This is a genomic window from Pontibacillus sp. ALD_SL1 (assembly GCF_017355605.1).
Genome location: NZ_CP062974.1, coordinates 1,780,251 through 1,801,734, shown reverse-complemented (window position 1 = coordinate 1,801,734; position 21,484 = coordinate 1,780,251). Strand labels below are relative to the sequence as shown.

Below are 21,484 nucleotides of genomic sequence, written 5' to 3'. Positions count from 1 at the left end.
GCAGGTCTCTTTAATTTGTAGCATTCCATTTTTCACTGACCCCAGCATCTAGCTTCTTTTGTAATCGAATATATTTTACTAACATCGCGATACGCCACGTTAAAATCATCCCAAAAGCTAATAAGAAAAACATTCCACTTGTCTCCCCTAAAGAGACGGTCTGTCCAATAATTAACTTCAAAATGATTCGGAGAATAAGCAATCCAAATAAAATAAAAACGAAAGCTTTTGAAGGCTTTAAATAAATATCATTATCTCTAACTTCAAATGTTGATGTTTTAATTAGAAAAAAAGAGAAGAATACACCTACTGAAAACGCCTCTAACACTTGCATCCATTCAACCCTGAATGGTTCAAAAATAAACATTAAAGCGCCTGTGCTCATGAAAAATGGTGGTAATATTATCTTCTTTACAGATGCAGGCTTCTTGGAAGCTCGCATTCGAACAAATATCATCGTTGTTGCCATTATGGCTGCACCCAAGGTACTGGCTATCGCCCAAAACATGAAATCAACCCTCTTCGAATGTCTTAATTATATGTATTTTCTCTCGCTCTTTTATAAGACTCGCTTAATGGCGTCTAGGACTCTTGTTTCATCAAAGGGCTTCACGATAAAATCTTTTGCCCCTCTTTCAATTGCCTCCACCACCATTTTTTGTTGTCCCATAGCAGAGCACATTATAATTTTAGCAGATGGATGAGATGATAAGATTGATTCGACTGCTTCGAGTCCGTTTACCTCCGGCATTGTAATGTCCATAGTTACTAAATCAGGCTTGAGTTCTTGAAACATTTCAATAGCTTCATGCCCATCTTCAGCTTCACCAACAACCCTGTGATTCCCTTTTTCTAAAATTGTTCCTAGCGTCATTCTCATAAATTTAGCATCATCGACAACTAATATGTTAGCCAAAGATGTCTCCCCCCTTGCGCGATAAACCCCTTATTGATCGTTAGCAATAGATAGTATAATGGTTAGTGTAATACCTACGACCGTTAGATAAACTCCTAGATCAAATATCATTGCTGTAGCAAGCTCCATCTCACCGAAGATAGGAACATGGTGTAAATGAGCAAATGTTTGACTTAAGAAAGGCTCACCGAATAAAAAGGATCCCGCACCTGTTAAAACTGCAATGAGAAGTCCTACCGGAATCATAAAACGAAAGTTGACAGGTATAATCTTTTTAACTTGGTCATAGCCATACGTCATATACATTAAAACGAATGCCGCTGATGTCATCAGCCCCCCAATGAACCCTCCACCAGGAGCATTATGTCCTGCTAAAAATAGGTAAATTGAAAATGCTAACAAAATAAAAGCAATCAGTATTGTGGTTGTTCGTAGTATTAGATCGTTTGTACGCATTTAGTTTTCTCCTTTTCCAAACATAGTTCTATAATAATATAAATGTGCCCTGAATGCCATCATCGATTAGAAACCACTAAAACCAAATAAACCAGCTAGGTATGAGGTTAGCTTAGTCATCAAATCAAAGAACAAAAAGATACCCATAAATATCATGATATATCCACCAACTTTGACAATTCGAGCACTATGGCGTTTGATCCAGTTTATTCGACCAATAAAGAATGACAAAATTAAGAAGGGTACAGAAAATCCTAATGAATACGTAATTAAATAGATCATACCGCTTTCAGGATTTTGAGCTGCAAGTGTTAAAACCGCTGCCAAAATTGGACCAGTACAAGGTGTCCATCCCATTGAAAAAGCCATGCCAATTAGGAAAGAACCAGCATAACCGCCTGGGCGGTTCTTAAATGTAATTTTACGGTCTTTCATCAAAAATTCAAAATTAAATACTCCGATAATGACAAAACCAAAAAAGATAATTAAAATTGCCCCTAATTGTCTAATCAGGTCCTGATACTGATAAAAAAACTCGCCAATAAAAGAGGTGGAATACCCTAAAAAAATAAAAATACTTGAAAAACCAAGTAAAAACAAAACCGTATGTAGGACGCTTCGCCTATTAAGCATAGCATTCTCTGATTTCAGTTCATTTACACTCATTCCCGTTATATATGAGAGGAATGCTGGATATAAGGGTAACACACAAGGAGATATAAATGACAAAAATCCAGCCCCAAAGGTTAAAAGCAAATTAAGATCCATAAGTAAAGCTCCTTTATTTTAGATTGATGTTAAAATTTAAAACTCCCCCTTTACATTGTAAACAATAACCTTTTGAAACACTATGATTGATCTGTTTTTTTAAATTGACAAAAATGTGATTAAAAATTGAACAAATTGTGAATATAATGTATATTAAAATTACTAAAAGGAACCCTTTTAAAAAGAGGAGGACTACTGTATGGTGCGGATCACGGCTTCCCTGATTGCAAGTATCATTCTTCTAATTGTTCAGTCTACCATCATTGTGGCTGTAAAACCTTATGATTATATCGTTTACCATGACCTTTCCTTGTTAGCGGGTGTCCTTACTATTAATTTCGTTTGGTCATTTGCTATACTGACTCAATTAAAAAATTGGATCACTTCTCATTACAATGAGAGAGATTCAAAGTTACACAATCATTAATCCATAATTAAAATCCTTCTCTTATCTTTAAGAGAAGGATTTTTTGTGCGTTTTGAAGTTTATTTTTGTTGTTGGTTATTCATAGCACGCATCATTTGATTAATTTTCTTCTGCGATGGTTTCTGACCCATCTGCATCATCAATGTACGTAACATTTGTTCATTAATCGGTGGGTTTTTCTTCAAGTAGTTCATCATGTACTTTCTGGCGATAAAGAAACCTAGCGCTACGCCAGCAAGTAGCGTTACAACGGCAATTACAATTACCCAAACAATACCTAAGGACATCGTACAAATTTCCTCCTTCATGTTGTCTCTCAAATATTATAGTAAATTGAGGAGGATAATACAATAGTAGGCTAGAGAATCGCTTCCTTTTTAATAGGAGCAATCCATCCATACTGTCTCATATCTTCATCCATAATAAAAAAAGAATGATTGAATGTGCGAAGTGTCTCAAAGATCATCGTTTCCGCTTGGTGAAGGCTCTCAGCGGTAATCCGTACTTCTCGATCACCCATTTGTGTTAAACGAATATTTTGACCTTTACACTGAATGACAAACGACATTTTATTTTGATAATAAGTCATTTCTACAGGTTTGCGATTTTTTTCTGTGACGTAATGGACTAACATATCTAGCGGAATTGGCTTTGTGACATACTGAAATTGTGTAGTAGACAACGTGTGATCAGGGTTGTATTTCCATTCTTTCAAAAAGTCAAATAAAACATTGGTTTTATGAAAATAGTGGCTTGAAAATTCGTCCTTAATCCAAAATAAAGCATATTCGCGCATAGCATGTCCCCCTTATTAGTGACATTCTACCCGATTTGGAAGAAATTATGTGTCTAATTTCGTCACAGATGTACCGAAAGTTTTGTCGAATTTAATAGGTGACCCCACTTATCTTCACCCTTTCGATTTGACTCATCTTCAAAACAAAAGACAGAATTTGAAATTTAACATTATCTAATACAAAATAAAAAGCCTGTAAAAGATTGCTTTTACAGGCTTTAAAGAGAGTTTATTTTAGAAGGTTTTCAACCCGGTTCACTACATTTTCAACTGTGAACCCGTACTCTTCCATAACTTGGTCACCAGGAGCCGAAGCACCGAATGTTTCAATACCCAGTACATCTCCTTCAAGACCTACGTAACGCTCCCAGCCGAGCGGAGAAGCCATTTCAATAGCTAGGCGCGCTTTCACACTGCTTGGTAACACTTCTTCTTTATAGTCTTTATTCTGAGCGTTAAAGCGATCCCATGAAGGCATGCTAACTACACTTGCTTCAACGCCTTTTTCACGAAGACTCTCTTGAGCACGTACCGCTAGCTGAACTTCAGAGCCAGTTGCTAGAAGCAGGCAATCTGGTTCTTCTTTATTTGCTGGGCTCACTACATAAGCACCTTTCTTAACGCCTTCATAACTTGAGCCTTCAAGTGTCGGTAACCCTTGACGAGTTAAAACAAGAGCAGAAGGTGTTGATGTAGATTCAAGAGCAAGGCGCCATGCTGCCTCTGTTTCTACACCATCAGCCGGTCGAACAACAGATAAACCAGGCATTGCACGTAACGATGGCAATTGTTCAATTGGTTCGTGTGTTGGACCATCTTCCCCAACAGCAATTGAGTCGTGGGTAAATACATAAGTGACAGGCACACCCATTAATGCAGAAAGACGAACAGCTGGACGTAAATAGTCACTAAAGACAAAGAATGTACCGCCATACACTTTTAATCCACCGTGAAGAGCCATACCATTCATTGCTGAAGCCATAGCAAATTCACGTACACCAAACCAAATATTACGACCTGCATAATTGTTACGAGAGAAATCCTCTTCTCCGTTTACGGTTGTCTTATTAGACCCCGCAAGATCCGCACTGCCTCCGAAGAAGTTTGGAACTTGTTTAGATAAAGCATTAATCATTTCACCAGAAGCTGCTCTTGTAGCAAGTTTGTCCTCTCCTGGTGTATATTGAGGAAGTTCTTTATCCCAATCAGAAGGAAGTTCCCCGTTGATAGCACGAGTAAATTCTTCTGCTAGTTCCGGATATGCTTCTTTGTACTGTTTTACTAAGTCATTCCATTTCGCTTCTGCATCTGCACCACGAGTTTGAACTTTCGTTTCAAAGTCCTGGTACACATCTTGTGGAACGTTAAATGGTTCGTGGCCCCACTTGTAATGTTCCTTAGTCAGATTCGCTTCTTCTTCTCCTAGTGGAGCACCGTGAGAAGCAGATTTTCCTGATTTATTAGGAGAACCATATCCAATTACAGTTTTCACTTCAATTAGAGTCGGTTGATCTGTATTAGCTTTTGCTTCTTCAATAGATTTGCGAAGTGCCGCAGTGTCATTGCCATCTTCAACGCGAATAACTTGCCAGCCATAAGCTTTGAAACGATCTTCTACAGACTCTGAGAATGAACGGTGTAAGTCACCATCTAATGAAATATCGTTGGAGTCATAAAGTACAACAAGTTTTCCTAGTCCTAAGTGGCCTGCTAGTGAAGCTGCTTCCTGAGAAACACCTTCCATTAAGTCTCCATCACCACAAATAGAGTACGTATAATGATCAACTACTTCAAAGTTATCTTTATTGTATTTTGCACTTAGATGAGATTCAGCCATAGCCATTCCTACAGCCATTGCTACACCTTGTCCTAGTGGCCCTGTTGTAGCTTCAACACCGTCTGTATGGCCATATTCTGGGTGACCTGGAGTTTTTGATCCCCATTGACGGAAGTTTTTAAGATCATCAATCGTTACGTTATAACCAGATAAATGAAGTAAGCTATATAGAAGCATGGAACCATGACCTGCTGATAAAACAAAGCGGTCACGATTGAACCAGTTAGAGTTTTTTGGATTATGCTGCATGAAATCAGTCCAAAGTGTATAAGCCATTGGAGCAGCACCCATTGGCATACCTGGGTGACCTGAATTAGCTTTTTCTACCGCATCAATAGAAAGTGTGCGGATCGTATTAATAGATTGTTGTTCTGTTTGATGTGTCATGAATTTGCCCCTTTCAATTTCGCATTACGCGAACTATGTACAGTCTAAATACTATAATGAAATCGTTTAAGTGACAAGCATTCCAAGAAAAAAGAGTCGAAAATTCTTTTTCTTGACTAGTTTAAATTGTGAGTATAAAGCCTTTCTTATGCATAGAACGGTTTTATGATTTGGAATTCCCCCTCAGCCACTTCTTTCTTGCACAGTAGAATAAAGACTTTGTTGAAAGGCTCGGGCCGTTGCGTTTATGAGTGTTTGGGATCGTTCGAAGAAAACTCGACTTCAGAGCCCACCCCACACTGAACTAAAGCTAATGGAAACATTCTCTCAGCTTCAAGTCTTCAAGCTTAGTGCCTTATCCTTGAATAAACCTTTTACAAAAAATAACATCTTTAACCTTTAACAAAGGGAAACAAAAAAACACACGAAGGATATTCGTGTGTTTGGATTAATGCTTTTTATTTCGTGCTTGTTCTTCTTTTAATTTCTCTGGTGTTACGTCATTTCCTTCAGGATCAACAACTTTCATACCTTTTAACTGGCTCTTGAAAGAATTACGAAAGTTTTTTAGATATTCTTGGCGTAGTTTTTGTTGTTCTTTTTGTTCAGTCATGGAAAGACCTTGTTGTTTCGATTTATGAGATAGCTCGTTAATTCGATTTAATTTATCTTGAGAAATCATTTACATGCTCCTTTACTTGTTAAACTCCAAGTAAAAAAGGCAAGGGTCCAAATTAGGATGCTTGCCTTTCTACTTCTTATATCGTAACGCGTTTAGGCGTTGTTTTCAAGTGAAACGAATTCTTTGTACCTTCTATGGACGGTTGCTTTGGATACATTAAACCCCATCCCTCTCAGAGTCGCTGCTATTTCATCGAACGTCAAATTGTTTTGACGTAATCGAACAGCCTCTTCAATTGGGAATTCCTTTCTTTCTCGTCCCTGTGCTAAATGCTGGTTAGAGAGATTTTGAGCTGGATTATAACCATTTTCTACAGCGCGCTTCATACCCCGCTTGATCTTTATATTATGTATTTTCCTCTGATACTCTTCTACAATCCCCACAATTTGCAACACCATTGAATCTGATTCTGACAAAGTGAGCTCTCCTTGATGAGAAACAGAATAAACAGGTACTCCGAGTTTTGTCAGTTGATGAAACAAGGCAATTTTCGTATTCCCCCGACCAAGCCTTGTTTCATCTTGAATGAGTAATAAATCCGCTTCGTTGTTAGAAAGTAATTCTAATACTTCTAGGATGCCGTCTCTTTCAATTTCATATCCACTTGCCTGTTCTTCTATAATTTTATAAATTTCAAATTGGTGTTCAGCCGCTAGTTCTTCTAGTTCAATTCGTTGACGTTTTAATGATGAGACTTGTGCTTCTTTTTCTGTGCTGACGCGACAATAGATGATAGCTTTCATATAATCTCCTTTTTTCTCTATCATATAAGGATATGCCTCATTCCGTAAAGATTAACTTGAAAGCAATCCAATATACATAAAGGCTAAACTGCCTGCAAATAGCAAGAAATACACTACGTCTAGTTTTGATAGATTTTGAAACATATTGATCGCCTCCAGAAAAATAAGAACTTTTGTTCGTGTCTAGTTCATATTATATACGAACATCCGTTCTTGTCAACTCTTTTTACGAACGAATGTTTGTATAACCTTTCCTACCATGGTATAATGACGGTAATAAATGATATGTACGAGGTGTAGAAAATATGACGAAACTATCAAAAAGGCAGGAAGCAATTTTAGATTTCATAAAAAACCGTGTACTAGAGAAAGGGTACCCACCATCCGTAAGAGAAATAGGAGAAGCTGTAGGGCTTGCCTCTAGTTCAACGGTACACGGGCATTTATCCAGGTTAGAGAAAAAAGGATACATTCGTAGAGACCCTACTAAACCTAGAGCAATTGAAGTGCTAGAATTAGAGGAGGAGTCAATAACAACTATCCCTAAAGGAGAAGCAACTTATGCTCCTGTCATTGGTAAAGTAACAGCAGGTATGCCTATTACAGCTATTGAGAATATTGAGGAGTATGTACCTCTTCCAGATACACTTGCAGCTCAAGATGACGATATATTTGTTTTGGTTGTTCAAGGAGAAAGTATGATTGAGGCAGGGATCTTAGACGGAGATATGGTTATTGTTCGCCGCCAGCAAACCGCTCAAAACGGAGATATCGTAGTCGCTATGACAGAAGATGACGAGGCAACCGTTAAGCGTTTCTTCAAAGAGTCGACCCATATTCGACTACAGCCAGAAAATGCAACGATGGACCCGATCATTGTGCAAAATGTAAGTATACTTGGTAAAGTAGTAGGGTTGTATCGCCATATCCACTAATATTAATTATGATTGCTCTCTCCAACCTCACTTTAAAATCATAATTATAAAAAGCATCGAAGTATAATTCGATGCTTTTTTATGAGCAAAAGTTTATTTGTTTTGTAATATGTTAACGTCCAACTTCTAGTAAACATAGAAACCTGATTACCATCACTAATTAAAATAATGCACACATAAAAACCCTCAACACCAATGGCATCGAGGGTTTTCAATCTTAGTAAGTTGATAAATACTGTTCGCGCTCCCATGGGTGAACCTGCGTACGGAACATATCCCATTCAATTTCTTTCGCTTCAATGAAATGTTCAAATAGATGTTCGCCTAGGGCTTTAACCATTGTTTCGTCTTTTTTAAGTAGTTCTAATGCATCAGAAAGCGTTGCTGGAAGGTCTTGAACCCCGTGTTTGACGCGCTCTTCTTTATCCATAACGTAAATGTTGCGATCTACTGGAGTTGGAGCTTTCAATCCGTTTTCTACACCATCAAGTCCAGCAGCTAATAGAACAGCCATAGCTAAATACGGGTTAGCAGAAGGGTCTACACTACGCACCTCAATACGCGTACTAATCCCACGAGAAGCAGGGATACGAATTAGGGGGCTACGGTTCTGACCGGACCATGCTACATAACAAGGTGCTTCATACCCAGGTACTAAACGCTTATAAGAGTTGACCGTTGGGTTCGTAACCGCTGTAAAATTCGTTGCATGCTTCACAATACCAGCGATAAACTGATAAGCTGTCGCACTTAATTGCTGATCGCCTTTTTCGTCGAAGAAGGAATTACCTCCATCTTTAAACAAGGACATATTACAGTGCATTCCTGAACCATTAACACCGAAAAGCGGCTTAGGCATAAACGTCGCGTGTAAACCATGTTTACGAGCAATCGTTTTTACTACCAGTTTGAATGTTTGAATGTCATCGCAATGTTTTAGAGCATCTGCATATTTGAAATCAATCTCGTGTTGGCCAGGAGCTACCTCGTGATGAGATGCTTCAATTTCAAAGCCCATCTCTTCTAATTCTAGTACAATGTCACGACGGCAATTCTCTCCTAGGTCAGTTGGAGCTAAATCAAAGTAACCACCTCGGTCATTTAGCTCCATTGTAGGTTCGCCCTTATCATCTAACTTAAATAAGAAGAATTCAGGTTCTGTACCTAAGTTAAAGGCCGAGAAACCAAGCTCTTCCATTTTCTTTAAGTTACGCTTCAAGTTATAGCGTGGACAACCTTCAAATGGAGTGCCATCTGGATTGTAGATATCACATATAAAGCGAGCTACCTTCCCTTTTTCAGATGTCCATGGAAAAACTACAAACGTATCAAGATCAGGGTACAAAAGCATGTCTGATTCTTCAATACGTACAAATCCTTCAATGGAAGACCCATCAAACATCATTTGGTTGTCTAGTGCTTTATCAAGCTGACTGTATGGAATTTCTACGTTTTTAATCGTTCCTAGTAGGTCTGTGAATTGTAATCGAATAAACTTAACATTCTCTTCTTGAATCTTCTCAAGGATCTGATCTCTCGTCAATTTAGCTGCCATAAGCGACTTTCTCCTCCCAGTATACATAAGTTTATATTAATGGAAGAATCGTGATAATTCTCCCTGACGCAACGAGGATTTGCCGAACCTGTTTGCTTGAAACAGTTCGTTTTTTAGCATCTTTCGCAACTCTTTCTCAGATAACTCTTCTCGTACTTCCTGAATCTCTTTCTCTGAGTATTCATTTTGTTGTTGAGGTTGCATTGACAACACTTGCTTAATACCCGCAAGGTTAACCCCTTTTTCAATTAGAGATTTAATTTCTAATAAACGATCTACATCATTGAACGAAAATAAACGTCGATTTCCATCAGAGCGAACAGGATGAATCAAATCATGTTCTTCATAGTACCGAATCTGCCTTGCAGAAAGGTCTGTAAGCGATTTTACAATCCCTATTGGGAATAGAGGCATCGATCTTCGTAGTTCATCATTCATGATTTAGCCCTCCTTATCGTAACGTTTATGTATCTTCATTGTATGTAATGATTCAAATTCTGTCAATACATGTTAGCTTTTTTTACATATTACCAAAAGCCTTTATGGCGCCAATGAAAGCCCATACACATTACGGGCTTTTTACTTTATCACTATAGCCTGACTCCCCATTTGCTTAAACGCTTCTTCAAATACGTGTCGATCTACCTTTTGATTTTTTTCTCCATATGGATTATTAATAAAGATATACTCTTCTGAGTATCCTGTAACAACAACACTATGAACACTAAAGCTTACATCAACCTTACCATGTGGTGTATTCCATGTTTTGAAGTCGTTAGTAGGAGCAAAATTTGCTGTGGTGATGACCCATATTGGCTTTCCAACCTTTACATATTTGTATAATGCCTCAGGATCACTCCCTGTTAAATCCACGGCTCGCTCTCCCACATATGACTTTGCAAGTTCATAAATAGGGCCATGGTAGACCGATAAACCAGGTCCATTTTCCATATCTCCTACAAAACCTTCATTTGGATTGCCCTTTAATCCATTCGAGTAAGTAAGGGGTACTCGATCAATTTGGTTTGCAAGCTCATTCTTTGTTACATCAACATTATGATAATTTAATACCATCGCTAAACTTGTTACCTCACACCCGTTGTATAGTCTCGGTTTATCCATTTGGTTTAGTAAGGGGACATTCAGAGGGTTTTTAAATGATTCACCTTTTAAAGATATGTACTCCTCTTCACCTTGAACTGTTGCGTATAAATCATAGTCTGTGACATTCCAACGTAGCTTTTGTGATAGCAGTTTACTAGATACATAGCTTATCTCCCCTGTTAGAAACAAAGGATCTAGAGTCTCGAAACTAACGGAATTTGACTCCATTTCTCTTACTATATTAGTTGTTGGTTCGTCTATAGAGGAAAATGAGGTGTTGAAAGTAAATGCTAAAATTACTGGGATAAATAGCCTTATATTATTCATACGTACTCCCTTATGCGCTAAATTACTCATAATTATAGCCCCTTTAAAAATAACAGGGGCTAATTTTAATGAATGTTAGGTTGTTTTACTATTCTGGTATTTTTAATAATCGTATTACTGCCATCTTAATTGCAATCTTCACGTGCGCATAAGTTAAACCACCCTGCACAAAAGCTGTATATGGCGGACGTATAGGACCATCTGCAGTTAATTCAAGACTGGCTCCCTGTACAAACGTCCCCGCTGCCATAATGACATCATGTTCATATCCAGGCATGTAACTTGGATATGGTGTCACGTGTGAGTTAATGGGTGATGCTTTTTGAATCTCTTGACAGAATGCAACCATTTGTTCGGCTGTATTGAAAGTAACTGATTGTATTAGGTCAGTGCGCTTAGCCTTATAATGGGGTGTTGTTATAAACCCGAGCTTCTCTAAAAATCGCGATGTAAAGACAGCCCCCTTCATTGCTTCACCTACGACGTGAGGTGCTAAAAAAAGCCCTTGATACATTTCCTGCAAACTGTGAAGGGTAGCCCCTGTTTCTTTACCTAAACCTGGTGCAGTCAATCGGTTAGCACATTGCTCGACTAGGTATGCCTTGCCTGCAATATAACCACCTGTTCTTGCTAATCCACCGCCAGGATTTTTAATTAGAGATCCCGCTATAAGGTCCGCTCCAACGTGAATCGGTTCTTGTTCTTCTGCAAATTCTCCGTAACAGTTGTCGACAAAAACGATTATTTCAGGGTTAATCTCTTTTACAAACTCAATCATCTCTTTTATTTCAGCTATTGTAAATGAAGGTCGGTCTGCGTATCCCTTTGAACGCTGAATTCCAACCACTTTTGTTTGAGGAGTTATTGATTTTTGGACTTCTTGGAAATCAACTGTTCCACTCTCTAGAAGATCGATATGTTGATAGCCAATATGAAAATCTTTCAGAGATCCATTGCCTGAACCTCTCACTCCGACGATTTCTTCTAATGTGTCATATGGAGCTCCGGTTATATATAAAAGTTCATCATTTGGTCTTAACAAGCCAAATAACGAAATGGTAATGGCATGTGTTCCTGAAACAATTTGAGGGCGTACAAGAGCGTCTTCTCCCCCAAAAACGTCTGCGTAAACCTGTTCTAATTTATCTCGTCCCATATCATCGTATCCATACCCAGTAGTTGGGTTAAAGTGGGAATCACTTACCTGCTGGTCTCTAAACGCTGATAAAACCCGTTCTTGATTATGCTCGACAAGTCTATTGATTGAATCGTGAATATCCTTACTATCAAGTTCTGCTTCTAATGCTAATTGTTCTAAATCAAGTTTTTCCATGTTCTATTCTTTTTCCCCTCTGCGGTTGTTCTTTAGTTGATGGTAAAGTGGATGCTCTGTGTCTATCCACCCCTTCAAAAAGTATTTTTCATCGTCTTCAAGAAAATCACGTTCTTTCACTATTGAATTTGACTCAACACGATGAAGAAAGTCACTCTCAGAAGCATGAATATAAATTTGGAACGGTTCCCACTCTTCTATAATGACCTCTTCGATTTTATCTAAAAGACGCTTTAAGTCAATTGGATCATGTGCACTAATCGTTACTGCAGGCATTGTTGCAGGGAAGAAATTCGCATCCAAAAGATCACGTTTATTGTATACCGTTAACATCGGTAAATGATCCGCTCCTAAATCTGTTAAAAGCTGATGAACGGTTTTCTCATGTTGAATGTGATCAGGATGGGAGGCATCGACCATATGCAAAATAAAATCTGCTTCTGTTACTTCTTCTAACGTTGAACGAAAAGCTGCTATTAACGTTGTTGGCAAATCTTGAATAAACCCTACTGTATCAGATAAGAGTGACCTGAACCCCGAAGGCAACTGGATCTGACGTGTAAGTGGGTCGAGAGTTGCAAATAATTGATTTTCTTCAAAGGATTCACTGTTGGTCAGACGATTGAAAAGAGTAGACTTACCCGCATTTGTGTATCCGACGACCGCTATCTGAAAAGCGCGATTTTCTTTACGGCGCTTTCGGTATTGATTACGTTGGCTTACTACTTGTGATAAACGCAGTTTAATATCATCTATACGGCGCCTGATGTGTCGGCGATCCGTTTCAAGCTTTGTCTCACCAGGACCACGTGTTCCAATACCACCACCGAGCCTCGACATATTCTTCCCCTGTCCATAAATACGGGGTAGCATGTACTGAAGTTGAGCAAGCTCAACTTGTAGCTTACCTTCCTTTGTATTCGCTCTTCTTGCAAATATATCAAGGATAAGCTGGGTTCGATCGATGATACCTACATCCAGATAATCTGCCAATTTACTCATTTGACCTGGTGATAACTCATCATTGAAAATAACAAGTCCTATGTCATTCGTTTCTAAATACTCTTTTATCTCTTGTAATTTTCCTTCCCCTATATAAAGGGCAGGGTGTATTTTGTTTCGCTTTTGAACGAAAATTTTATGTACTTGACCATGAGCGGTTTCTGTTAAAGATTGTAATTCTTCAATAGAAGAGTGGAAGCGCTCTTCGTCTGTATTTGGTAATTGGCAAGCTACTATGACTGCTTGTTCCATGACAACATCCCTCAACTTTCTAATCGTGCTCCTATCATAACACAGACCTTTTTTAAAGCGAAATGAGAACATTATTCTGATAAACAAAAAGGAGCCCCTCTCTATCGAGGAGCATACTTAGGTTTTCGTTTGAAAAATTAAATCTTGACCTGTTATTTGCATAAGTTCTGATGCGGAAAAGCGATTTTGCTTCATGATTCGCATCGCTTGTTTGCGTATAGACTGTTCAATAACGTTTCGAATATAACGCCCATTCGAGAAGCCGCCCCCTCGTTGTTGTTGCATTCGGATTAAGTGATCTTTAAGCTTCCATTCTGCGTCTTTTGAGAATTCGTATTCTCGTTCAGCAGCCATTTGCTTAGCAATCGTCATGAGCTCATCAATAGAATAATCTTTAAAATCTAATATAATCGGAAACCTTGACTGCAATCCTGGATTTAAGCGCAAAAACCGATCCATTTCATCAGGGTAACCCGCTAGAATCAGAATAAAATCGTTATGATGGTCTTCCATATGTTTCACTAATGTATCGATGGCTTCTTTACCGAAATCTTTCTCCCCGCCTCGAGCCAATGAATAAGCTTCATCTATAAATAAAACTCCACCCATCGCCTTTTTTACAAGTTCCCTTGTCTTCTGAGCCGTATGTCCAATGTACTCTCCGACAAGATCCGCACGTTCAGCTTCAATAAAATGACCTTTAGAGAGAACATTCATCTCATGAAAAAGTTCAGATATTTTTCGCGCCACTGTCGTTTTACCTGTACCTGGATTTCCTTTAAATAACATATGAAGCACCTGCTTAGAAGGCTTAAGGCCTGCTTCCTCTCGCTTCTGATTCACATAAATACTAGCATAAATTTCTTTAACCGTGGATTTTAAATGGTCGAGTCCGATAAATTCTTCAAATTGTGTATCTATACGTTGAAAAGGATTCGTTGCATAAGAAGTTGCCGCAATTTCTCTATGTTCGACCGCTTGATGTTCCCTATCATGAAACATAATATTGATTTGACCATTCTTTTTATAGGTCACTTGCGTATCCAATAGGATCACCCCTTATTCACTGTCAGTATACGCAATCATAAGGAGGGGTGTGACAAATGCCTATATTTTTTAACTACTGAATAAAGAACAAGATTTCACCATTCAGGCATTGCAAAAGGAACTTAACATACCGATTCATATGTAAAAGGAATCACGAAAAAATAAGAAAAAACGGACCCCATAACAGAGTCCGCTTTCAGCTTATTCTTTATCTAGCGTGATGGTCTTAGATGGAGCAAATGTAGAGATCGCATGCTTAAAGATTAATTGTTGCTTTCCGTCTGTTTCTAACATTACGGTGAAATTATCGAAAGCTTTAACGACTCCGCGAAGTTGGAAACCGTTAAGCAAAAATACTGTTACTTGAACATGTTCCTTACGTAGAGTATTTAAAAATTGATCTTGGATATTCACTGTTTGAGCCATGAATCTTCCTCCTCTTTTCTATCTGTGCTTACTATAATTCTATATTTGATTCAGCTTTCCTGCTAAATCGCTTAAAATTTCTTCAAACTTTTCTGCCGCTGTTTCTAATGAAATTTCATACCAATTTACGTCCATCTTATTTCGGAAATATGTAAGTTGGCGTTTTGCATAGCGGCGTGAATTTTGCTTTAAAGCTTCCACGGATTCTTGTAGGAGTTGTTGATTGTGCAAATAAGGAAGGAACTCCTTATAGCCAATTGCTTTCATACTTTGAGCACCTTCGTACCCTTGTTGTACGAGACGAGTCACCTCAGAGAGCAATCCATCTTCAATCATATCATCTACGCGCTTGTTAATCCGTTCATAAAGTGTTTCTCTCTCCATATTCAAGCCTATTAATATAGGATTGTACGGAGAGGTAGGCTGTTGAGTTGCTTGGTATTCACTTATAGTCATACCTGTTAATTCATGGACCTCAAGAGCTCGTATTACTCTTCTTATATTATTCGGATGAATCTTAGAGGCCTGCTCTGGGTCAATCTCCTTCAGACGATTAAAGTAGGGCAAAACCCCTTCTTCTTCTATCTTTTTTTCAAGATTATGTCTGAACTGATCATCTCGAGCTGTCTCAGAAAATTGAAAATTGTACAATACCGATTGAATGTAAAGCCCTGTCCCACCAACGATAATGGGAAGCTTCCCTCTATCTGAAATTTCCTCTATGTATCGGGATACTTTATCTTGAAATTCTGCCACAGAGAATTCATCTCCAGGGTCTTTAATATCAATCATATAATGAGGAACTCCGTTCATTTCTTCTTGGGTCACTTTCGCAGTTCCAATATCCATTCCCTTATAGATTTGCATTGAATCCCCACTAATGATCTCCCCATTAAAGCGCTTAGCGACCTGAATGCTCAATGAAGTTTTCCCTACTGCTGTTGGCCCGACAATCGCCACAACTGGTTGTTTCATTTTGATGCCTCACTTTGTTAAACGAACAATTGTTCTTTCAAGTTTTTTGCTATCGTTATTATACATGTTCCACACTAGAAAATAAAGCAATGTAAAAGTCTACATCGCCCTCTGAAGTACTGATTAGCAAAAAAATCTAATTTTTATCATAACCAACATAGATTATTCAAATAAAAAAGCGAACGATCCTTAGAAGGATACAGTCCGCTTTTTTCGTAATTACATCACACGTTTAAACATTTTTTCCATTTCATACTCAGAGAAGTGGACGATAATAGGGCGACCGTGAGGACATGTAAACGGATCTGTTGATTCCCTTAAGTCATCAAGCAGACGTTTCATATCCTCATGATTCAGATAATGATTTGCTTTAATGGATCGTTTACAGCTCATTAAAATGGCCGCTTCCTCACGTAAAGAAGTAATGTTAACCTTATTTTCATTTAATACTTGATCTACCATCTCTTCAATAACTTCTTGTTCATGTCCTTTTGGAAACCATTGTGGGTGCGATCGAACAATAAAGGTTTGCTCTCCGAATGGTTCAAGAAACAACCCTACATGCTGTAACTTTTCCATGTGCTCTTGGATCAAAATGGCTTCAGGCTTTGTGAAATCAAAAGTCATTGGCATGAGTAATTCCTGAACTTCATTAGTCGTCTGACCCAATTTGTCGCGGAAAAACTCATATTTAATTCGCTCTTGTGCTGCGTGCTGGTCAATAATATAAAGACCCTTTTCATTTTGTGCAAGAATATAGGTCCCGTGTAACTGACCAATTGGATAAAGAATGGGTACGCGATGTGTTGGCTCTACCACAACTTCTTTTTCCTCCTGCTCTTTTTCTATTGGTTCAGGCTCTAGTGAATCTGTTTCAAGGTCAGGTGTTGTTGCCTTTTTACCCACCTCTGCATAATCAGAAGTTTTACTTTCTTTCATCCACTCTGGTTCTTCTCGTGTAGAATCAGATTTCACAGGAGCCACAGGTGGTTCTGACACAAAGGGAGTAGGTCGTTCTTCAAAAGAAAAGCTTCCTTGAACAGAAGAATCTTTTTCTTTCGCTCGCTTTGGCTTCTGTTCAACTTCTGGTATAAGAGTCTCCTTTCTGAAAACACTCGTAACAGCTTCCTGTACGGCGTCGAAAAGCTCTTTTTCTTTACTGAAACGAACTTCTAATTTAGCTGGATGAACGTTTACGTCCACCAAATAAGGGTCCATTTCAATTTGCAGAACTACAAGGGGATACCGTCCGATTGGGAGGAGAGTATGATACCCTTGCAAAACGGCTTTATTAACAGCTGGGTTTCTTATATACCGGCCATTTACGATTGTAGACATGTAGTTCCTTGACGCTCTTGTAATCTCAGGCTTAGCTATATAGCCAGTAATGGTAAAGTCCAACGTTTTTGCTTCAATGGGAATCATTTTTTTAGCTGTAGACATACCATAAATTTGAGAGATCACTTGAAGAATATCTCCTCTTCCAGTCGTTTGGAACAACCGCTTCCCGTTATGATAACACTCAAAGCGGACTTCTGGGTGAGATAGAGCCATACGGTTCATAACATCTGTAATGTGTCCAAGTTCCGTATGAATGGTTTTCATATACTTTAGTCTTGCTGGGGTATTAAAAAAGAGCTCATCAACCGTAATTTCTGTACCTTGTCTGGCATCGCTTTTATCTTTATCTTTTAAAGCTCCGCCCTCTAAATAAAGTTTCGTTCCAGCTTCTTTACCTGTTGATGTTTTAACAGTTAAACGACTGACAGCTGCAATACTAGCTAGGGCTTCTCCTCGGAAACCAAGTGTTTTCACGCGAAAAAGCTCATTCTCGTGTGTAATTTTACTAGTAGCATGACGTAAGAAAGCTCGTTCACTATCTTCCTCGCTCATGCCTTTTCCATTATCCATGATCTTAATTTTGGAGAGACCGGCTTCCTCTAGTTCCACCTTCACCCAAGTACTTCCTGCGTCAATGCTATTCTCAACTAGTTCTTTAACGACCGATGAGGGACGTTCTACTACTTCACCTGCTGCAATTTTATTCGCTAAAGTGTCAGGCATTTGATGAATAGTCGCCACTTGACCTCCCCCTTTCTTATTTCTTCAATTGCTTTTGTAACGTGTAAAGATGATTCATCGCTTCAATGGGATTTAATTCTAAAAGATCGAGCTCTGATAATTGCTTTAACACCTGATCTTGAGCAGAACTTTTTTCAGGCTGCTGTTTTGTTTCTTTAACCGAAACTGGCTCTTCCTTGAATAAAGATAACTGCTCATCTGGTTCGTTTGCCAATGTCTGTTTTAATGGTGCTTTATGCCCTTCATCAGAAGAACCTTCCAAATGAGCGAGAATTTCGTTAGCACGATTGATTAGCCCTTCAGGCAAGTCCGCAAGTTGAGCTACGTGAATGCCGTAACTCTGATCTGCCGCTCCGTCTTGAATTTGGTGAAGGAATACCACACGACCATTGTATTCTTCCGCACGGACATGAACATTTTTTAAATGGTTAAGTTGTTCGTCAAGAGCTGTCAGCTCGTGGTAGTGCGTTGAAAACATGGTTTTAGCATGAATATGGTTGTGAATATGCTCAACAATAGCTTGAGCTAGAGCCATACCATCATATGTGCTCGTCCCTCTTCCGATTTCATCGAGCAAAATCAAACTTTTATCTGTAGCACGCGTTAAAGCATGTTTAGCTTCTAGCATTTCCACCATGAACGTACTTTGTCCAGAAACAAGATCGTCGGCTGCACCGATCCTTGTAAAGATCTGATCAAAGATTGGAAGTCTTGCAGATTCGCATGGGACAAAGCAACCAATTTGCGCCATTATTGCCGTTAATGCCAGTTGTCGCATATACGTACTTTTACCACTCATGTTTGGACCAGTTATGAGTAAGATATCTGTCTCTTCAGGCATATCTACATCATTTGGAACAAACGTATCATTTTGCATAACTTTCTCAACTACCGGGTGACGGCCTTTTTCAATGGACACTTCTCTCCCGTCAACAATAGAAGGTCTAGTGTACTGGTACTCTTCACTGACTGTCGCAAACCCTTGTAACACGTCTATTGCGCTAATTTGTTCTGCAAGAATTTGCAATGGGCGAATAAAGTTTTTCACCTGATCCCGAACTTCTATAAATAAATCATATTCAAGTTCAACACTTTTCTCTTGAGCTTCAAGAATGAGTGTCTCTTTTTCCTTTAATTCAGGTGTAATATACCTCTCAGCATTGGCAAGTGTCTGCTTTCGCTCGTATCGCCCTTCAGGAAGAAGGTGGATATTAGCTTTAGTCACTTCAAGGTAATAACCAAATACACGGTTATATCCTATTTTCAGCTTGCTAATACCGGTTTCCTGTCTCTCTTTCTGTTCGAGTTGGGCAATCCATTGCTTCCCGTTTCTGGCCGCATCACGGTAATCGTCTAACTGGCCATTGTAGCCGTCTTTTATAAGCCCACCTTCTTTCACTGTAATAGGTGGTGCATCCATAATTGCTTTCTCTAAAAGGTCATGAACATCATCTAAGGGTTGGAGTTGTTCAGATAGTTCTTTTAATTCAGGTTTACCAAATGAAGCAAGTAATGACTTTATTTCCGGTACACGGCCAATTGATTGCTTCAGTTGAACAAGATCACGCGCATTTACATTTCCATAAGCAACTCTACCAGCTAGACGTTCTAGGTCATACACTGACTTTAATGACTCTCTGAGCGTTTCTCTTTCAAAGAATTGCTCCATAAAGCCTTCTACCTGGTTGTAGCGTTCTTCAATGCTTTCCTTACGAAGTAACGGACGCTCGACCCATTTCTTAAGTGTACGCGCTCCCATGGATGTGACTGTTTTATCGAGCACCCAAAGAAGACTCCCTTTCTTTCCTTGCTTACGGATCGTTTCCATAAGTTCGAGATTACGTTTTGAGTACATATCGAGTGTCATATATTCTTTAAGCTGGATTTGGTATACAGGCTTAAGATGGTCAAGTGATCGCTTCTGAGTGTCTTGGATATAGTTAAATAATTGACCGAACCCAGTAATCAGACGCTCATCTTGCAAGTTTTCTACAAGAGATTGAAAGCTTTTAGGAATGGCATTCTCTTCTTGTTTTGAAATCGTTACACCAAGACGGTCTTGCAAGGCTTTTTGATTTTCTTCATCATAATTTGGTGGGACGATAATTTCTTTTACAGGGCGATTAAACAATTCACTTAGCACACCGTCAAATCCATCTTCTAATAAAGCAATACTGTTTTCTCCGGTTGTTAAATCGTTATAAGCTACTACATACGTCTGTTGATTAAAGGGCGTAATAGAAGCCAAGTAATTATTCTCATCTTCAGAAAGCATCGCTCCCTCCATCACGGTACCGGGAGTTACAAGTTGAACAACTTCTCGTTTCACTACCCCTTTTGCTGTTTTTGGGTCTTCCACTTGTTCACATATTGCTACTTTATATCCTTTTTCAATTAATGTTTTTATATAATTTGCTGAAGAGTGGTAAGGAACTCCGCACATTGGAATGTTCCCTCCATCACGACTTGTTAATGTAATTTCTAATTCCTGAGCGGCTTTCGTTGCATCTTCATTAAACAACTCATAAAAATCGCCTAAACGGAAAAATAAAAAGGCATCTTGATATTGCGCCTTAATTTGCATATATTGCTGCATCATTGGTGTTTGCTTTGCCATAAAGAATCCTCCACGAACGAATTTCAATTACATCACATTATAGCATATCAAGAACCATTCTAACGACCGAATCATACTGGAAACCGAATACTATTCCGCTGTAAAGGACAGAAGGGTGTCTGACACCCTTCTGTCCTTTACAGCAAAAAAGACCTGACACTTGTCAGGTCTTCTTCGAGCGTTATTCTTCTTCGTCTTGTGCGAGAAAATCTGGATTAACATGTGAAAAATCATCACTTGAGACATCATATCCCCAGTCATCTTCATCACATACACAGCCATCTGGGTCGACTTTAACACAGATTTTTGTCTCACCTATGACTTCGACAATGAATTCCCGCTCAACATCAACGATAATTTTATGTCCTTGGTGCGCAATGCGTGCTTCTAAACAGTTTGGTTGTTGCACGACACGAGCAATGACCTCAAAGTCACAGTCAAGACAGTTTTCATCCTTAATGGATAAAGGCACCTTATCACAGTAATGTACTTTCTCTGTAACGACTTCTGTCTTTGTATTATCGCTGTACGAATACCATACATTGATTTCGTAACTACCAGAAACCTCAACGTAATCGCCCTTTTTCTTTGCATTATAAATGTGGTTAATTACCCAGCATCCTAGAATGCTTGTTGGGCGATGAGATGGTGTTACAGTATTTGTGTCCTGGATAAACTTCCTACCCTTTCCACATACCGCTTTTGTAATAATCTCACGATACTCCTGATCAAATAACGACATGAGAGCCCAACCTCCTCCTTCTTTGTTCACTCACATACTATGCGAGACATTAGCCCGAAGTGCACAGATCATAAA

At 38.8% G+C, this 21,484-nt stretch carries 22 protein-coding genes; 2 read left to right on the top strand and 20 right to left on the bottom strand.

The window, feature by feature from the left end; translation table 11 throughout:
- Positions 1–10 precede the first annotated feature (10 nt).
- The 4 genes from IMZ31_RS09045 to IMZ31_RS09030 form a co-directional block, all read right to left on the bottom strand.
- Complete coding sequence (locus IMZ31_RS09045) at positions 11–508, bottom strand: CcdC family protein (protein WP_207530165.1); 498 nt, start codon at positions 506–508, stop codon at positions 11–13.
- 51 nt (positions 509–559) lie between these two features.
- Entirely contained in the window at positions 560–916 is a 357-nt protein-coding gene (locus IMZ31_RS09040) for a response regulator (RefSeq protein WP_207530164.1), read from the bottom strand.
- A gap of 30 nt (positions 917–946) precedes the next feature.
- Positions 947–1,372: a Na(+)/H(+) antiporter subunit B gene (locus tag IMZ31_RS09035; RefSeq protein WP_207530163.1), complete on the bottom strand. Its 426-nt coding sequence runs from the start codon at positions 1,370–1,372 to the stop codon at positions 947–949.
- 66 nt (positions 1,373–1,438) lie between these two features.
- On the bottom strand, positions 1,439–2,140 hold the full coding sequence (locus IMZ31_RS09030) for a cytochrome c biogenesis CcdA family protein (protein WP_207530162.1): 702 nt from the start codon (positions 2,138–2,140) through the stop codon (positions 1,439–1,441).
- A 199-nt stretch (positions 2,141–2,339) separates the two neighbouring features.
- Here IMZ31_RS09030 and IMZ31_RS09025 point away from each other — a divergent pair, with 199 nt between their 5' ends.
- A complete protein-coding gene (locus tag IMZ31_RS09025) occupies positions 2,340–2,567 on the top strand; it encodes a hypothetical protein (protein ID WP_036778923.1) in 228 nt (75 codons plus the stop codon).
- Between the two features lie 59 nt (positions 2,568–2,626).
- On the opposite strand, the gene IMZ31_RS09020 is transcribed toward IMZ31_RS09025, so the two are convergent.
- The 5 genes from IMZ31_RS09020 to IMZ31_RS09000 all read right to left on the bottom strand — a co-directional run bounded on the left by IMZ31_RS09020 (position 2,627) and on the right by IMZ31_RS09000 (position 7,012).
- Complete coding sequence (locus IMZ31_RS09020; RefSeq protein WP_036778920.1) at positions 2,627–2,854, bottom strand: YneF family protein; 228 nt, start codon at positions 2,852–2,854, stop codon at positions 2,627–2,629.
- A gap of 71 nt (positions 2,855–2,925) precedes the next feature.
- Positions 2,926–3,363, bottom strand: a complete 438-nt coding sequence (gene sirA / locus IMZ31_RS09015; protein WP_207530161.1) for a sporulation inhibitor of replication protein SirA — start codon at positions 3,361–3,363, stop codon at positions 2,926–2,928.
- Between the two features lie 229 nt (positions 3,364–3,592).
- A complete protein-coding gene (tkt, locus tag IMZ31_RS09010; protein ID WP_207530160.1) occupies positions 3,593–5,587 on the bottom strand; it encodes a transketolase in 1,995 nt (664 codons plus the stop codon).
- Between the two features lie 448 nt (positions 5,588–6,035).
- Positions 6,036–6,269, bottom strand: coding sequence for a DUF896 domain-containing protein (locus IMZ31_RS09005; protein ID WP_207530159.1), 234 nt, complete (start codon positions 6,267–6,269; stop codon positions 6,036–6,038).
- Between the two features lie 92 nt (positions 6,270–6,361).
- Entirely contained in the window at positions 6,362–7,012 is a 651-nt protein-coding gene (locus IMZ31_RS09000; protein ID WP_207530158.1) for a YneB family resolvase-like protein, read from the bottom strand.
- Positions 7,013–7,317: 305 nt separating this feature from the next.
- Here IMZ31_RS09000 and lexA point away from each other — a divergent pair, with 305 nt between their 5' ends.
- Positions 7,318–7,947 carry a transcriptional repressor LexA gene (gene lexA, locus IMZ31_RS08995; protein WP_036778907.1) on the top strand — a complete coding sequence of 210 codons (630 nt, stop codon included), beginning with the start codon at positions 7,318–7,320 and terminating at the stop codon, positions 7,945–7,947.
- Positions 7,948–8,164: 217 nt separating this feature from the next.
- On the opposite strand, the gene glnA is transcribed toward lexA, so the two are convergent.
- The 11 genes from glnA to cotE all read right to left on the bottom strand — a co-directional run bounded on the left by glnA (position 8,165) and on the right by cotE (position 21,409).
- The gene (glnA, locus tag IMZ31_RS08990; RefSeq protein ID WP_207530157.1) at positions 8,165–9,502 is read right to left on the bottom strand and encodes a type I glutamate--ammonia ligase; all 1,338 of its coding nucleotides are present in this window, start codon (positions 9,500–9,502) and stop codon (positions 8,165–8,167) included.
- Positions 9,503–9,538: 36 nt separating this feature from the next.
- A complete protein-coding gene (locus IMZ31_RS08985) occupies positions 9,539–9,940 on the bottom strand; it encodes a MerR family transcriptional regulator (RefSeq protein WP_207530156.1) in 402 nt (133 codons plus the stop codon).
- Positions 9,941–10,081: 141 nt separating this feature from the next.
- The gene (locus IMZ31_RS08980; protein WP_207530352.1) at positions 10,082–10,834 is read right to left on the bottom strand and encodes a C39 family peptidase; all 753 of its coding nucleotides are present in this window, start codon (positions 10,832–10,834) and stop codon (positions 10,082–10,084) included.
- Between the two features lie 187 nt (positions 10,835–11,021).
- A complete protein-coding gene (locus IMZ31_RS08975) occupies positions 11,022–12,266 on the bottom strand; it encodes a methionine gamma-lyase family protein (protein ID WP_207530155.1) in 1,245 nt (414 codons plus the stop codon).
- A 3-nt stretch (positions 12,267–12,269) separates the two neighbouring features.
- Complete coding sequence (hflX, locus tag IMZ31_RS08970) at positions 12,270–13,520, bottom strand: GTPase HflX (protein WP_207530154.1); 1,251 nt, start codon at positions 13,518–13,520, stop codon at positions 12,270–12,272.
- Between the two features lie 117 nt (positions 13,521–13,637).
- A complete protein-coding gene (gene spoVK, locus IMZ31_RS08965; protein ID WP_207530351.1) occupies positions 13,638–14,522 on the bottom strand; it encodes a stage V sporulation protein K in 885 nt (294 codons plus the stop codon).
- Positions 14,523–14,768: 246 nt separating this feature from the next.
- Entirely contained in the window at positions 14,769–14,993 is a 225-nt protein-coding gene (hfq, locus tag IMZ31_RS08960; RefSeq protein WP_036778891.1) for an RNA chaperone Hfq, read from the bottom strand.
- Positions 14,994–15,032: 39 nt separating this feature from the next.
- On the bottom strand, positions 15,033–15,968 hold the full coding sequence (miaA, locus tag IMZ31_RS08955; protein ID WP_207530153.1) for a tRNA (adenosine(37)-N6)-dimethylallyltransferase MiaA: 936 nt from the start codon (positions 15,966–15,968) through the stop codon (positions 15,033–15,035).
- Between the two features lie 219 nt (positions 15,969–16,187).
- Positions 16,188–18,032, bottom strand: a complete 1,845-nt coding sequence (mutL, locus tag IMZ31_RS08950; RefSeq protein ID WP_371825497.1) for a DNA mismatch repair endonuclease MutL — start codon at positions 18,030–18,032, stop codon at positions 16,188–16,190.
- A 34-nt stretch (positions 18,033–18,066) separates the two neighbouring features.
- Complete coding sequence (mutS, locus tag IMZ31_RS08945) at positions 18,067–20,667, bottom strand: DNA mismatch repair protein MutS (protein WP_207530151.1); 2,601 nt, start codon at positions 20,665–20,667, stop codon at positions 18,067–18,069.
- Between the two features lie 181 nt (positions 20,668–20,848).
- Positions 20,849–21,409, bottom strand: a complete 561-nt coding sequence (gene cotE, locus IMZ31_RS08940; RefSeq protein WP_036778884.1) for an outer spore coat protein CotE — start codon at positions 21,407–21,409, stop codon at positions 20,849–20,851.
- Positions 21,410–21,484 lie beyond the last annotated feature (75 nt).